General features: G+C 64.5%; 12 protein-coding genes. 9 read left to right on the forward strand and 3 right to left on the reverse strand.

The genetic code is table 11. From position 1 onward, the window contains the following. Positions 1 to 30: 30 nt before the first annotated feature. Positions 31 to 933, reverse strand: a complete 903-nt coding sequence (locus tag ACFX5Q_RS05665; protein WP_404276053.1) for a GNAT family N-acetyltransferase — start codon at positions 931 to 933, stop codon at positions 31 to 33. Between the two features lie 241 nt (positions 934 to 1,174). Here ACFX5Q_RS05665 and argE point away from each other — a divergent pair, with 241 nt between their 5' ends. From argE to ACFX5Q_RS05695, 6 genes are all read left to right on the forward strand, one after another. Beyond that, a complete protein-coding gene (gene argE / locus ACFX5Q_RS05670) occupies positions 1,175 to 2,299 on the forward strand; it encodes an acetylornithine deacetylase (RefSeq protein WP_404276054.1) in 1,125 nt (374 codons plus the stop codon). Positions 2,300 to 2,311: 12 nt separating this feature from the next. Further along, a complete protein-coding gene (locus ACFX5Q_RS05675) occupies positions 2,312 to 3,235 on the forward strand; it encodes a 2-hydroxyacid dehydrogenase (protein ID WP_404276055.1) in 924 nt (307 codons plus the stop codon). Positions 3,236 to 3,257: 22 nt separating this feature from the next. After that, the gene (locus tag ACFX5Q_RS05680; RefSeq protein WP_404276460.1) at positions 3,258 to 3,611 is read left to right on the forward strand and encodes a cupin domain-containing protein; all 354 of its coding nucleotides are present in this window, start codon (positions 3,258 to 3,260) and stop codon (positions 3,609 to 3,611) included. Positions 3,612 to 3,756: 145 nt separating this feature from the next. Next, a complete protein-coding gene (locus ACFX5Q_RS05685; RefSeq protein WP_404276057.1) occupies positions 3,757 to 5,220 on the forward strand; it encodes an aldehyde dehydrogenase family protein in 1,464 nt (487 codons plus the stop codon). A 10-nt stretch (positions 5,221 to 5,230) separates the two neighbouring features. Then, entirely contained in the window at positions 5,231 to 6,274 is a 1,044-nt protein-coding gene (locus ACFX5Q_RS05690) for a tartrate dehydrogenase (RefSeq protein WP_404276059.1), read from the forward strand. A gap of 17 nt (positions 6,275 to 6,291) precedes the next feature. Further along, entirely contained in the window at positions 6,292 to 7,749 is a 1,458-nt protein-coding gene (locus ACFX5Q_RS05695; RefSeq protein WP_404276061.1) for an NAD-dependent succinate-semialdehyde dehydrogenase, read from the forward strand. 38 nt (positions 7,750 to 7,787) lie between these two features. Here ACFX5Q_RS05695 and ACFX5Q_RS05700 read toward each other — a convergent pair whose 3' ends face one another. Together ACFX5Q_RS05700 and ACFX5Q_RS05705 are read right to left on the reverse strand one after the other, a co-directional pair. Continuing rightward, positions 7,788 to 9,062 carry an NAD(P)/FAD-dependent oxidoreductase gene (locus tag ACFX5Q_RS05700; RefSeq protein ID WP_404276062.1) on the reverse strand — a complete coding sequence of 425 codons (1,275 nt, stop codon included), beginning with the start codon at positions 9,060 to 9,062 and terminating at the stop codon, positions 7,788 to 7,790. A gap of 16 nt (positions 9,063 to 9,078) precedes the next feature. Beyond that, positions 9,079 to 9,747, reverse strand: coding sequence for a haloacid dehalogenase type II (locus ACFX5Q_RS05705; RefSeq protein ID WP_404276064.1), 669 nt, complete (start codon positions 9,745 to 9,747; stop codon positions 9,079 to 9,081). A 319-nt stretch (positions 9,748 to 10,066) separates the two neighbouring features. Between ACFX5Q_RS05705 and ACFX5Q_RS05710 the strand changes: the two genes are divergently transcribed. From ACFX5Q_RS05710 to ACFX5Q_RS05720, 3 genes are all read left to right on the forward strand, one after another. Beyond that, entirely contained in the window at positions 10,067 to 10,906 is an 840-nt protein-coding gene (locus ACFX5Q_RS05710) for a GNAT family N-acetyltransferase (RefSeq protein ID WP_404276065.1), read from the forward strand. A gap of 14 nt (positions 10,907 to 10,920) precedes the next feature. Continuing rightward, complete coding sequence (locus ACFX5Q_RS05715; RefSeq protein WP_404276067.1) at positions 10,921 to 12,294, forward strand: aspartate aminotransferase family protein; 1,374 nt, start codon at positions 10,921 to 10,923, stop codon at positions 12,292 to 12,294. 267 nt (positions 12,295 to 12,561) lie between these two features. Beyond that, complete coding sequence (locus ACFX5Q_RS05720) at positions 12,562 to 13,254, forward strand: HAD-IA family hydrolase (RefSeq protein ID WP_404276462.1); 693 nt, start codon at positions 12,562 to 12,564, stop codon at positions 13,252 to 13,254. Positions 13,255 to 13,294: the final 40 nt, after the last annotated feature.

Consider the following 13,294-nt stretch of genomic DNA (forward strand, 5'->3'; position numbering starts at 1 on the left):
ACTAACTATCGGAGCGCGTCCTGGGCTGAACTACCCGAGAGTTTGACTGGCAAGGGTATAGGCCCTCGGTGTAGCCGCGCCGCCGACGGAAAAGTCAGCGAGGCGTTTGCCCAGCGACATGGTCAGCACTGTGTCAAAGACCGGCATTCCGCTGTGCGGCAGAAATGCGGCGAACTCGCCGCTTTTCATATGAGTATCCACCCGCAGGAAAGACCCCGAATGGTCGGCCACGTGCGGCCGGACCACCGCGATGGCATCGGTATCTCGCTCCGCCACGACCGGACCGATGACGTGGCCGCGGCCGAAGCGCCGGCAGAGGGCGAAGGCCTTGAGCGCGTCCTCGTCGAAGAGCCCGTAGCCAACGGACTGGTCGAACAGCTTTTCGACAAGCGCTGGTCTATGCACCCCGAAACCAGCCGCGTCGAGTGCGATGATTGCCGGCAAGTGTTCGGCCCGCAGCTGACGGACCTCGCCACGCGCCTTGTCTATTCCAGCCGCCGTGGTGGCGCGGCCAATCCCCTGGCACTGATAGACGGTCTTCTCCGGCTTGAAGTCGAGCGAAAGATAGAGCCGCTTAGCCGCCCGGGTCGCATTGAGGCGCAAGTCGCGCCCGACCACATTGTCGAAGACCCGCTTCATCAGCCATTGCCCCGCCCCCAGCGTCTGGAGTCGCGGCGAGGTGATGACCATTCCCACGGTGGCGAAATCGGCGCCGTGCGCGAACCACATGGCCGAACCGAGAACCCGGCCGATGTCATCGAGCGCCACGAACCCCTCTCCCGACTCGCGCAGGAATTGCCAGTCCTCGGCCCGATGCGGCCATCCCACGGACAGAGATAGTGCGTGCAACCGGTCCAACTCGACGCCTTCGATGTCGCCGATACGCATCGAGAAGTTGTCGATTTTCAAGTTTCCGGACGGCTTCAATTCCATGCCTCTGAAAGATACCCGCAAATTGACGGGCGACACGCCGCAGCCGCCCTCTGTCCACCAACGCTAAACAAACACGCCCGTACGATTTGCTCGAAAGCCACGTGCTAACGCAAGATTCAACTGAAACATTTCCGCTTTCGGCACGCAATCGCGGGAGAACGCAGACATCCTCTGCGGAAATGTTGCCGCACACAATCGTCGGCATCGATCCCGGCGAACCCGAAACGCCTTGAGGGCTGGAATGGACGTCTTCGATATCCTCGACCGTCTCGTCGCCTTTCCATCGGTCGCCGGCAAGCCGAACGGTGACATCGCCGGCTGGATCGAGACCCAGCTCGCAGAACACAGGACGAAGGTCTCCGTTCTACCAGGGCCGGAAGGCGACCGTTTCAATCTTTTCGCGACGATCGGCCCCGCCGATGTCCCGGGCTACATCCTGTCCGGCCACATGGACGTCGTTCCCGCCGGCGAGCCGCAATGGAGTTCGGCTCCTTTCGCGCTGCGCCGGGAGGGTGAACGGCTCTACGGACGCGGCACCACGGACATGAAGGGGTTTCTTGCCGCGGCACTCGCGGCCGTGCCTATGCTTGCGGGACTGCGCCTTGCCAGGCCAATCCACCTCGCCTTCTCCTATGACGAGGAGGTGGGCTGCCGCGGCGTGCCGCACCTGATCGCCCACCTTCCCGAACTTTGCGCCAAGCCGCTCGGCGTGATCGTCGGCGAGCCGAGCGGCATGCGCGCCGTGCGCGGCCACAAGGGCAAGGCAGCCGCCCGCGTGACGATCAACGGGCGCTCCGGCCATTCTTCGCGGCCCGATCTCGGCCTCAACGCCATCCACGCCATGGCCGGTGCGCTGAGCGCGGCCGTGAGCGAAGCCGGGCGGCTGACGAATGGTCCGTTCGACCCTGCCTTCGAGCCGGCCTACTCCTCGCTGCAAGCGGGCGTGGTGGCGGGCGGACAGTCGGTCAACATCATCCCCAGCGCCTGCACGCTGGATCTGGAGGCGCGCGCCATTCCAGGCGTCGACCCGGCCAGCCTGCTCACGCCGGTAAAGGCGCGGGCAGAGGCGCTTGCGGCCGAAGGCTTTCGGATCGAGTGGACGCCGATGAGCGCCTATCCAGCGCTGTCGCTGCCGGAGGACGCGGCGCTGGCGGCACTGCTGCGCGAGCTGACAGGCGAGGTGCCGCTTGCCGCCGTCAGTTACGGCACGGAGGCCGGACTTTACCAGGCCTCCGGGTTCGATGCGATCATCTGCGGCCCCGGCGACATCGGCCGCGCCCACAAGCCGGATGAGTACATTCTCACCAGCGAACTCGCCGCCTGCCAGCGATTGATCGAGGCGCTGGGCGCCCGCTGCGCTGCTTGAAGGGGAATCGGAATGACATTCCTGTTCAATTCGGATGCGCGGCGCGGGGCGATCTTCGCCGATGCCTTCGCGAGGGACCTACCGGACGTCCCCTTCACGATCGATGCCGCAACGGTCGATCCCGACGCCGTGCGCTATCTGATCAGTTGGACCGTGCCGGATAACCTCGCCCGCTACAGCAACCTGGAAATCCTGTTTTCCATCGGCGCCGGCGTCGACCAGCTTCGCCTCGATGCGGTGCCTCCTAACGTGAAGATCGTGCGCATGATCGAGGAAGGCATCGTGCGCATGATGCAGGAATATGTAACGCTTGCCGTGCTCGCCCTCCACCGCAACCTGCCAGCCTATCTGGCTCAGCAGCGCGCCGGCGAATGGAGGGATATCGCGCAGCTCCAGGCCAGGTCGCGCCGACTCGGCGTGCTTGGCCTCGGGCAACTCGGCCAGGCCGTCCTCGACCGGCTGAAGCCCTTCGGTTTCCCGCTCGCCGCCTGGAGCCGCTCGCCACGGCAGATCGAGGGCGTGACCTGTCATCATGGCGAGCTTGGGCTGGAGGAGATGCTCGCGACCTGCGACATATTGATCTGCCTGCTGCCCCTGACCAAGGAGACGCGCGGTTTCCTGGATGCCGACCTGTTTGCGAAACTGCCAAAAGGCGCGGCGCTCGTCCACACGGGCCGCGGGCCGCAGCTCGACCACGAAGCGCTTGTCGCCGCGCTCGACCGCGGTCAACTCTCGGCGGCGATGATCGACGTGACCGATCCCGAACCGCTGCCCGCAGGACATCCGTTCTGGTCGCATCCGAAGATCATCCTGACGCCGCATATCGCCAGCGTCACCCAGCCCGCGACCGCCGCGCGGGCCGTCATCGACAACATCAAGCGTCACCGCGCCGGGCTCGATCCAATCGGGCTCATCGACCGGTCTCTCGGCTATTGACGTCCAAATGAAAGGTTATCCCTTGTCCCTGCTCAAAACCGTCGACACCAATCCAGCCTTCCCGCCACGCGAATCCAAGGCGCTGCCCGAACGACTGATTGCCGGCAACCCCGCGTTCAAGACCTGGGCGCAGGATGTCGCCAAGTCCGACCTCGTCCACACCGGCGTCTGGGAGGCGACGCCGGGAGAGACGCGCTCGATAAAGGGAGAGACTTTCGAGTTCTGCCACATCCTCACCGGCGTGATTGAAATCACGCCCGATGGCGGCGAGGCGGTGACCTACCGCGCCGGCGACAGCTTCGTGATGAAACCTGGCTTCACCGGTGTTTGGAAGACCATCGAAACGGTGCGCAAGATCTACGTGACGGTAGGGTAATTGGGTCCGCCTGAGGTGCCCCGCAACAGATTTCGCCGTCCCTCATCGCCAGCACGCAACAATCATCCGCGACTGATCGCCGAACGGTGCACGCTGCGGTCATGCTCGCGCTAGGCTCCTCCAGAATACTGCAAGGTGGTCGCCCATGAACCTGAGCTTCGATCCGGACGCGGTTCCCCTCCCCATTGGCCATTTCATTGGCGGAGAGCTGATCGCGGCTGAGGGTGCGATCGAGGTGCGCCGACCGTCGGATGGCAGGGTGTATGCCGCCTGCCCCGTGGCCGATGTCGATATGATCGACCGTGCGGTGGAAAGCGCCAAGGCGGCGCTGAAGGCCAGCAACTGGGGCGGCGTTCGACCGCGCGAGCGCACCCGGGCACTCCAGGCCTGGGCCGACCTGATCGAGGCGGAAGCCGAAACGCTGGCCAGGATCGAGGCGCTGTGCTCCACCCGGCCCGTAGCTCAGGTCGTTGCCGGCGACATCGCCGTGACCGCCGAGCAGATCCGCTTCTTTGCCGAGTTCGCCGACAAGGAAGGCAGCGAGCTCGTGCCGACCGACGACGCCAGTCTCGGCATGATCATGAGCGAGCCCTATGGCGTGGTCGGCGCGATCACGCCTTGGAATTTTCCCATCTCGATGGCCGGATGGAAGCTCGGTCCAGCACTGGCTGCGGGCAATGCGGTGGTGCTGAAGCCGTCGGAAATGACGCCCTTCTCGGCGGTCTATCTGGCAGAGCTCGCCGTTAAGGCTGGCCTGCCGGCCGGGCTGATCAACGTGGTTCTGGGCGACGGTCCGACGACCGGCACCGCGCTGACCGGCCATCCCGAGATCGCCAAGGTCAGCTTCACCGGCTCGACCCGCGCCGGCTCGGCCATCATGGCGAACGTCGCCCGCACCGGCGTCAAGCCGATGACGCTGGAGCTCGGCGGCAAGAGCCCGCAGCTCGTCTTTGCCGATGCCGATCTCGACAAGGCGGCGGCGGCGATCTCCGGCAGCGTCACCTTCAACGCCGGCCAGGCCTGCGTGGCCGGCACGCGCCTGATCGTCGAGAAGAGCATTGCCGACAGACTGATGGCCGCCATCCTGGAGCGGATGAAGGCGCCCCGGCCCGGCCCGACTTGGGACGAGGCGACACACTATTCGCCGATCATCTCAGACCGGCAGCGCGCGCGTATCGACGGCATCGTCAAGGCCGCGGTCGAGGCAGGCGGCGAATGCCTGACCGGCGGCAACGCCATGGACAGTCCAGGCTATTTCTATGAGCCGACGCTGATCGCAAATATCGACCAGGCCAATCCGGCGATCGTCGAGGAAATCTTCGGCCCGGTCCTGACCGTCCAGACCTTCGAGACCGAAGAAGAGGCGCTGGCGCTGTCCAGCCATCCGACTTACGGGCTGGCGTCTGGCCTGTTCACCTCCGACCTGTCCCGTACCATCCGCTTCGCGCGCAAGCTCGAAGCGGGGACCGTCTGGGTCAACCGCTACAGCCGCTCGCGCGACCATATCCTGCCCACCGGCGGCTACAAGCGCTCCGGCATCGGAAAGGATCTCGGCCGCGAGGCTTATCTTGCCAACCGCAGGACCAAGAGCGTCCTGATCAGCCTGTAAAGAGATACCGATGAATTCCTACTCGATCGCCTTGATACCCGGTGACGGCATCGGCCGCGATGTGACCGCCGCCGCTTGGACGGTGCTGGAAACAGTGGCCAAGCACTCCGGCTTTGTCCTGAAGGGAACCGAATTCCCCTGGTCTTGCCGCTTCTTCAAGGAGACCGACCGCATGATGCCCGAGGACGGCATAGAAATCTTGCGCGGCTTCGATGCCATCCTTCTCGGCGCGGTCGGCTGGCCGGCGCAGGTGCCGGATTCCGTCTCGCTGCACGGCCTGCTGCTGCCGATCCGCAAGGCGTTCGTGCAATATGCCAACATCCGGCCGCACCGCCTGCTGCCGGGCGTGACGGGGCCGCTGCGGGCCGAGAGCTTCGACATACTGTGCATCCGCGAGAACACCGAAGGCGAATATTCGGGCGCCGGCGGGCGCGTGCATCAAGGCACGCTGGACGAGGTCGCGGTGGAGACCTCGATCTTCACCCGTGCCGGCGTCGAGCGCATCCTGCGCTTCGGCTTCGAGCAGGCGCGGTCGCGGCGGCGCAAACTGGCCTCCGTCACCAAGTCCAACGCGCAGAAATACTCGATGGTGTTCTGGGACGAGATCACGCGAAAGCTGACTGCGGATTATCCGGACGTCGAAGTGACCAGCTATCATGTCGACGCGCTCGCCGCGCGCATGATCATGGCGCCGGAGAGCCTTGACGTGGTCGTCGCCTCTAACCTGTTCGGCGACATCCTGACGGATATCGGCGCCGCGATCCAGGGCGGACTCGGCTACGCCGCCTCCGCCAACATCAATCCCGACCGCTCGGCGCCCTCCATGTTCGAGCCGGTGCACGGCTCGGCGCCCGACATCGCCCATCTCGGCATCGCCAATCCGATTGCCGCCATCTGGTCCGGCGCAATGATGCTCGACCATCTGGGCGAAAAGGCTGCGGCCGGACGCGTCATGAAGGCGGTCGAAGCTACGACCGCGCGAGGCATTGGAACAACTCCCGGCAAGGACAGCACGGAAGCCATTACGGCCGCCATCGTTGCGGCACTCACCTGATTGCAAGGTCGTTTTCGATGAAAAACCTGAAAGACAAAAGTCTCTTCCGCGAAGCCGGACTAGTCGGCGGCAAATGGGTCGCTTCCGGTTCCGGCAAGACGGTCGATGTCGTCGATCCGGCGACCCAGGCAGCAATCGGCACGGTGCCCGACATGGCCGGTCCGGAGACCCGCGCGGCCATAGAGGCCGCGGCTTCCGCCTATGGTGACTGGAAGAAGAAGACCAACGCCGAGCGCGCTGGCCTCCTGGAGGCCTGGCATGGCCTGATGCTTGCGCATCTGGACGATCTGGCGCTGATCCTGACGACGGAACAGGGCAAGCCGCTGGACGAGGCCAGGGGCGAGATTCGTTACGGCGCTTCCTTCGTCAAATGGTTCGCGGAGGAGGCACGCCGCATCAACGGCCATACCATCCCCTCGCCGACGTCGGACCGGCGCATCATCGTGCTGAAGGAGCCGGTCGGGGTGTGCGGCATCATCACGCCCTGGAATTTCCCCAACGCGATGATCACCCGCAAGGTCGCGCCGGCGCTGGCAGCCGGCTGTACTGTGGTCATCAAGCCGTCCGAGTTCACGCCCTACTCGGCGCTGGCGCTCGGCGTGCTTGCCGAACGGGCGGGCATCCCCGCCGGCGTCATCAACATCGTCACCGGCATGCCGGCCGAAATCGGCAACGAGATCATGGTGAACGAGACCGTTCGCAAGATCTCCTTCACCGGCTCGACGCGGGTCGGTTCGCTGCTGATGCGCGGCGCGGCCGATACTGTGAAACGGCTCAGCCTCGAACTCGGCGGCAACGCGCCCCTCATCGTCTTCGACGACGCCGATCTCGATCTCGCCGTCGAGGGCGCGCTTGTCTCGAAGTTCCGCAACGGCGGCCAGACCTGCGTCTGCGCCAACCGCATCCTCGTCCAGGCCGGTGTCTACGAAACCTTCGCCGCGAAGCTTTCCGCTCGCGTCAACGCCATGAAGGTAGGACCGGGCACAGAACCCGGTGTCGCCATCGGGCCGATGATCAACATGGCGGCGGTCGAGAAGATCAACCGCCACGTCGAGGATGCGCTCGCCAAAGGCGCGGCGATCATCACCGAGAAGCTGGCGCTGCCGGGTGGTCCTCAGTATGTCGCGCCGCTGGTGCTGATCGGCGCCACAAAAGACATGCAGCTCGCCGGCGAGGAAACGTTCGGCCCGGTCGCGCCGCTTTTCCGGTTCGAGACGGAAGAGGAGGCGATCGCGCTGGCCAACGGCACGCCCTACGGGCTTGCTTCCTACTTCTACACCGAGAACCTGAAGCGCGCCTGGCGCGTCGGCGAGGCGCTGGAGTTCGGCATGGTTGGGCTCAACACCGGCTCGGTCTCGATGGAAGTGGCCCCCTTCGGCGGCGTCAAGCAGTCCGGGCTCGGGCGTGAGGGGGCGCAGGCAGGTATCGAGGAATATCTTGAGATGAAAAGCTTCCACATGGGCGGACTCAGCTGAGGCAATTTGGCTGAAGGCCGACTGGGTCGGATCGACGGTCACTGGATCCGGTCGAGCGCCTTGTAGTAGAAGCCGACGATCGGCAGGAACCAGGGCTTGCCGGAATAGCCGGGAATGGAGGGCCACTCGAGCCCCTTCAGTGGATTGCGGTCCTCGCGGCCAAGCATGGCATCGGCCATGATCATGCCGAGATGGGTGGAAAGCTGTGCGCCGTGGCCGGAATAGCCCATCGCATACCAGACCCCATCATGGTAGCCGGCCCGTGGAAAGCGGTCCTTGGTCATGTCGACCAGCCCGCCCCAGCAATAGTCGATCTCGACCTTGGCGAGCTGCGGGAAGATCGCCGCGAGGCCCGCCTGCAATATCTGTCCGCTCCTGGCGTCGGAGCGCTGGTCCGATGTCGCAGAGAAGCGCGCGCGGCCGCCGAAGATCAGGCGTCTGTCCGGCGAAAGCCGGAAGTAGTTGCCGATGTTCATCGATGTCACGCACGTCCGGTTGCCGGGCATGGTCACGGCGATCTCGGCGTCGCTCAACGGCCGCGTGGCGATTATGAAACTGCCGACGGAGATGATCCTTCGGCGGAAATAGCCTAAATTCGGCGTGGTGTAGGCGCCGGTCGCCACCAGCACATTGTCGGCGCTGATCCGGCCGCGCGAGGTGATGAGCTCATGCCTGCCACCGGCCTGCTTGCGGTCGGTCACAGTCGCGTTCTCGTGGATCACCGCACCGTGGCGGGCGGCGGCCGTGGCCAGGCCTGCCACATAGCGGCCCATATGCATCATGGCGCTCTTCTTCGACAGCATCGCGCCGTGGAAGGGCGAACCGATCTCGGATCTGAGATCGGCCGCAGACAGCAGTGCCGTATCCGGATCCACTTCCACATGAAGGGCTTCGAAATTGCGGGCGATCGCTTCGAAATGTTGCGGCTTGGAGGCAAGCTTCAGCTTGCCGGCGCGGCGGAAGTTACAGTCGATGCCTTCCTCGGCGACCAGCGCCTCGATGGTGTCGACGGAACTGTCCAGCGCCCGGTAAAGCGCGATTGCCCGTTCCTTGCCGAGCTCCGCCTTGGCCGAAAGGTAGCTGTGGGCGAGGCCGTTGTTCAGGTGTCCGCCATTGCGACCGGATGCGCCCCAGCCCACGCGCTCCGCCTCCAGCACTGCCACCTTCGCGCCGGCCTTCGCCAGTTGGCGCGCCGCGGCGAGTCCGGTGAAGCCGCCGCCGATGATGGCGGCATCGTAGTGCCCCTCGACCGGGCCTTGCGCCCCGCCGGTAAAGACAGGGGCGGTGTCGTGCCAGTAGGAGACCAATTTCATCGGCAATCCGCCTGTTTCAGAGACCGACCACGCCTGGAAGACCCGAAATGTCGGCGATCTCGACATAGCCGTAGTACGGGTTGGCTGGTTCGTGGCCGCGATTGACCCAGACCTTGTTCTTGATGCCGAGGTCGTGGGCAGACATCAGGTCGTAGCGAAACGACGACGAACAGTGAAGGATATCCTCCGGGCCGCAGCCCAGCATGTCCAGCATATATTCAAAGGCTTGGAAACGGGGCTTGTAGGCCTGCGCCTGCTCTGCCGTGTAGACGGCATGGAACGGCGCGCCCAGCTTCTCGACATTGGACATGATCTGCGCGTTCATGGCGTTGGACAGGATGACCAGCGGAATCTCCTTGGCCACCTTCGCCAGGCCGGCCGGAACGTCCGCGTGGGGTCCCCAGGTCGGGACTCGCTCATACACCATCCTGGCGTCGTCGACGCTGAAGGCGACGCCGTTGCGCTTGCAGGAGCGCTCGAGCGCGTTGTGGACGACATCGGCATAGGGCTTCCAGTCGCCCATGATCTCGTCGAGCCGATAGGCCGCGAAGTTCTTGATGAAATCCTGCATGCGCGGCTCGTCGAGCCGGCTGCCGTAGAGATCGCGCGCCGCTTCCGCCATCTGGAAATGGGTCAACGTGCCATAGCAGTCGAAGGTGATGTATTTGGGCCTGAAAGAAGCCATGTCCGTCGATCTCCGGTGGAAGCACATCCGCGTTGGGATGCATTTCATCATAGGACGACAGGTGGCGACCCACCTCACCGAAATCGCCCTCCCGAAAGCAGAAAGTTCCGTATCCACCATCCGGTTTGGCACGCTGTAGCATCTGGTGTGCCGAGCACGACGCCGCGCGAGACGTGAAGCGCGTCCGCTGCGGTGAGTGCCAGCACAAGATGCGGCGCACCCCTAGCGCTACGGCGAAAGATATCGCCGAAGCCGAAGCCTTCAGACGATTAGCGACGCGCCAATGGTCGAGACTTGAGGGCAGACGAAAGGATGCCTCATGCAGCAGGGCGAGATCGAACTGCAGGCCTTCGGGCCGGACCATATCGAGGGGGCGGTAGCGCTTTCTCGCCAGGAGAATTGGCCGCATCGCGCGCAGGACTGGCAGATGGCGCTGCAGCTCTCGAGCGGCGCGGTCGCGCTCGACGACCAGGGCCGTGTCACCGGAACCATCCTGGTAACGCCCTACGGCACGGATTGCGCCATGATCAACATGGTGATCGTCGACAGGAATGTGCGGGGCAAGGGGCTCGGGCGCCGGCTCATGGACAAGGCCCTCGCCCTTGCCGGCGACCGTCCGCTGCGGCTTGTCGCGACGGTGGATGGCATGCCTCTCTACCAGAAATTGGGCTTCGTGCCCTCCGGTACGATCCTGCAGCATCAAGGCAAGGTTGCAGAGCTTGGCGCGCCCGACGGCGTGGAAGCAGCAGGTACCAACGATCTGCCGGAAATCAAGGCCCTGGACCGCGACGCCTATGGCGCCGACCGGGAAGCTCTGATCGATGCACTGGCCGAGCGCGGCCAGTTCGCCGTCATCCGCCACAACGGTGGCATCGAGGCCTATGCCGCGATCCGCCCGTTTGGACGCGGCGAGGTAATCGGGCCGGTCATCGCAGGAAGCGCCGACGCCGCCAAAGACCTGATCACCTTCTTCGCCGCGCCGCGCCGCGGCGCCTTCCTGCGCGTGGATACCGACAGCAGGACCGGGATTGCCGGCTGGCTCGAGGAAATCGGCCTCGCACATGTCGGCGGCGGCGTGGCCATGGACCGTCCGCCCAAGAATGGCGCGGAACAGGCCAGGTCAAAAGTTTACGCCCTCGCCAACCAGGCGCTCGGTTAGTCCGGAGAACAACAATGCTCGCCAATTCCCTTATCGAACTCGACCGCGCCCATCTCATCCATCCGGTTTCCTCATATCGCGGCCACGAGGCGCTCGGCGTGCGCGTGCTGAAATCGGCGAAGGGCGCGACCGTGACCGAAGCGTCGGGCCGGCAGCTCGTTGACGGCTTCGCCGGGCTTTGGTGCGTCAATGCCGGCTACGGCCACGACAGCATCGTCGAGGCGGCGGCCCGGCAGATGCGCGAGCTTCCCTACGCCACTGCCTATTTCGACCTCGGCTCGGAGCCGGCCATCCGGCTCGCCTCGGAACTGGCCGAGCGCGCGCCCGGGGATCTCAATCACGTCTATTTCACGCTCGGCGGGTCTGATGCGGTCGACAGCACGATCCGTTTCGTCCGCTACTATTGGAATGCCAGGGGCGAGCCGAAACGCAACCAGTTCATTTCCATCGAGCAGGGTTATCACGGGTCGTCGGTGGTCGGCGCGGGCCTGACAGCTCTGCCCGCCTTTCACGCCGGTTTTGGCATTCCCTTCGAATGGCAACACAAGATCCCCTCGCCCTATCCCTATCGCAACCCGGTAGGCGAGGACGCGAACACGATCATCGCCGCATCGCTCGCCGCGCTGAAGGCCAAGATCGAGGAGATCGGACCGGACCGGGTCGCTGCCTTCTATGCCGAGCCGATCCAGGGCTCGGGCGGTGTCATTGTCCCACCGAAGGGCTGGATCAAGGCGATACGCGAGCTCTGCAAGGAGTACGGCATCCTGTTCATCGCCGACGAGGTCATCACCGGCTTCGGCCGCACAGGACCCCTGTTCGCCTGCACGGACGAGGACATCGTTCCCGACTTCATGACGACCGCGAAGGGCCTGACATCGGGCTATGTTCCTATGGGCGCCGTGTTCATGGCCGATCATGTCTATGACGTCATCGCTGATGGTGCGGGCAACTCGGCGGTCGGCCACGGCTACACCTATTCCGCCCATCCCGTCAGCGCCGCCGTCGCGCTTGAGGTGTTGAGGCTCTACGAAGACGGCCTTCTGGAGAATGGCATCAAGGCCGGCGCTCGCCTGATGGCAGGATTGGAAGGCCTGAGCGATCACCCGCTCGTCGGCGATGTGCGCGGTCGCGGCATGCTTGCCGCGATCGAACTGGTGGTCGACAAGCAGAAGAAGACACCACTTCCCGCATCGGCCACGCCCGCGCGGCGCGTCTTCGACAGGGCGTGGGACAACGGCCTCATCATCCGTGCCTTTGCCAACGGGGTTCTCGGCTATGCTCCCCCGCTCTGCTGCACCGACGACGACATCGACGCGATCATCGAGCGCACGCGCCGGACGCTCGATCAGACGCTGGACGATCCAGATGTGCGCCAGGCCCTGGCATGACGGGAGACGAATACCGCGCGTTTCGAAATAGCGCCGGGGCAGGCGATTTCGCAATTTTGTGCCGCAGCCCTGCGCCTTTTCGGCGAATCCAGCGCGGGGGAAGTGCCAGACTGCTCCTAAGACAAGGCCAGAAGGCCCAAATTTCCGGGCTTTTGAAAAGGCCGACGCCATGGACAGCACGGAATTTTGTTCTGTTCAGCACCATGCAATTCGGCCGCGCGCAGAGGAGAGCCAGTCTTGGCCAGGGGCTTTAGCGAATTCAAATACATGACCTTCGATGTCGTCGGCACGCTGATCGACTTCGAAGGCGGCATAACGGCCTGCCTGGCCGGGATTGCAGCCGACGCTGGCGTCTCCATCGATGGCGAAGCCGCGCTGGCCCTGTACCGGCAGGCCCGCTACATGCCCGATGCGGGGCTGTTCCCTGACGATCTCGTACGTGTCTACATGGTCATCGCGGCGCAACTCGGCCTGCCGGCCGAGGAGAAATACGGCGTCCGCCTGCGGGACTCCGCCAGCACCTGGCAAGGTTTCCCCGACAGCGCGGCGGCATTGGCCGAGCTTGCGAAATCCCACAAGCTGATTGCCATGACCAATGCCCGGCGCTGGGCGCTCGACCATTTCGAGAAGCAACTCGGATCACCCTTCTTCGCCACCTTCACCGCCGACGACACCGGCACGGAGAAACCGGATCCGGCGTTTTTCCAGAAGGTCTTCGATTTCGTCGCCGCCCGGGGCGACAGCAAGGACGACATCCTGCATGTCGCGCAAAGCCAGTATCACGACATCGGCATATCCCGGGCACTTGGCCTGACCAATTGCTGGATCGAGCGCCGGCATGCCCAGAAGGGCTATGGCGGCACGATCGAGCCGGAGCGCTTCACCATGCCGGACTACCATTTCACCTCAATGGCCGCGTTGGCGGCGGCCGTTCGGGAAAGCCTGAAGGAACGAACCTGAGCCCAAGCCCGGAAAGCCGCAGCAAGACGAGCATCCCGAC

Source organism: Mesorhizobium sp. IMUNJ 23033 (assembly GCF_044778005.1).
Classification (GTDB): Bacteria; Pseudomonadota; Alphaproteobacteria; order Rhizobiales; family Rhizobiaceae; genus Mesorhizobium; species Mesorhizobium amorphae_A.

Coding starts and splice junctions, on each gene's coding strand:
- ACFX5Q_RS05665 (WP_404276053.1), bottom strand. CDS start 933: ATGGAATTGAAGCCGTCCGGAAACTTGAAAATCGACAACTTCTCGATG.
- argE (WP_404276054.1), top strand. CDS start 1,175: ATGGACGTCTTCGATATCCTCGACCGTCTCGTCGCCTTTCCATCGGTC.
- ACFX5Q_RS05675 (WP_404276055.1), top strand. CDS start 2,312: ATGACATTCCTGTTCAATTCGGATGCGCGGCGCGGGGCGATCTTCGCC.
- ACFX5Q_RS05685 (WP_404276057.1), top strand. CDS start 3,757: ATGAACCTGAGCTTCGATCCGGACGCGGTTCCCCTCCCCATTGGCCAT.
- ACFX5Q_RS05690 (WP_404276059.1), top strand. CDS start 5,231: ATGAATTCCTACTCGATCGCCTTGATACCCGGTGACGGCATCGGCCGC.
- ACFX5Q_RS05695 (WP_404276061.1), top strand. CDS start 6,292: ATGAAAAACCTGAAAGACAAAAGTCTCTTCCGCGAAGCCGGACTAGTC.
- ACFX5Q_RS05700 (WP_404276062.1), bottom strand. CDS start 9,062: ATGAAATTGGTCTCCTACTGGCACGACACCGCCCCTGTCTTTACCGGC.
- ACFX5Q_RS05705 (WP_404276064.1), bottom strand. CDS start 9,747: ATGGCTTCTTTCAGGCCCAAATACATCACCTTCGACTGCTATGGCACG.
- ACFX5Q_RS05710 (WP_404276065.1), top strand. CDS start 10,067: ATGCAGCAGGGCGAGATCGAACTGCAGGCCTTCGGGCCGGACCATATC.
- ACFX5Q_RS05715 (WP_404276067.1), top strand. CDS start 10,921: ATGCTCGCCAATTCCCTTATCGAACTCGACCGCGCCCATCTCATCCAT.
- ACFX5Q_RS05720 (WP_404276462.1), top strand. CDS start 12,562: ATGACCTTCGATGTCGTCGGCACGCTGATCGACTTCGAAGGCGGCATA.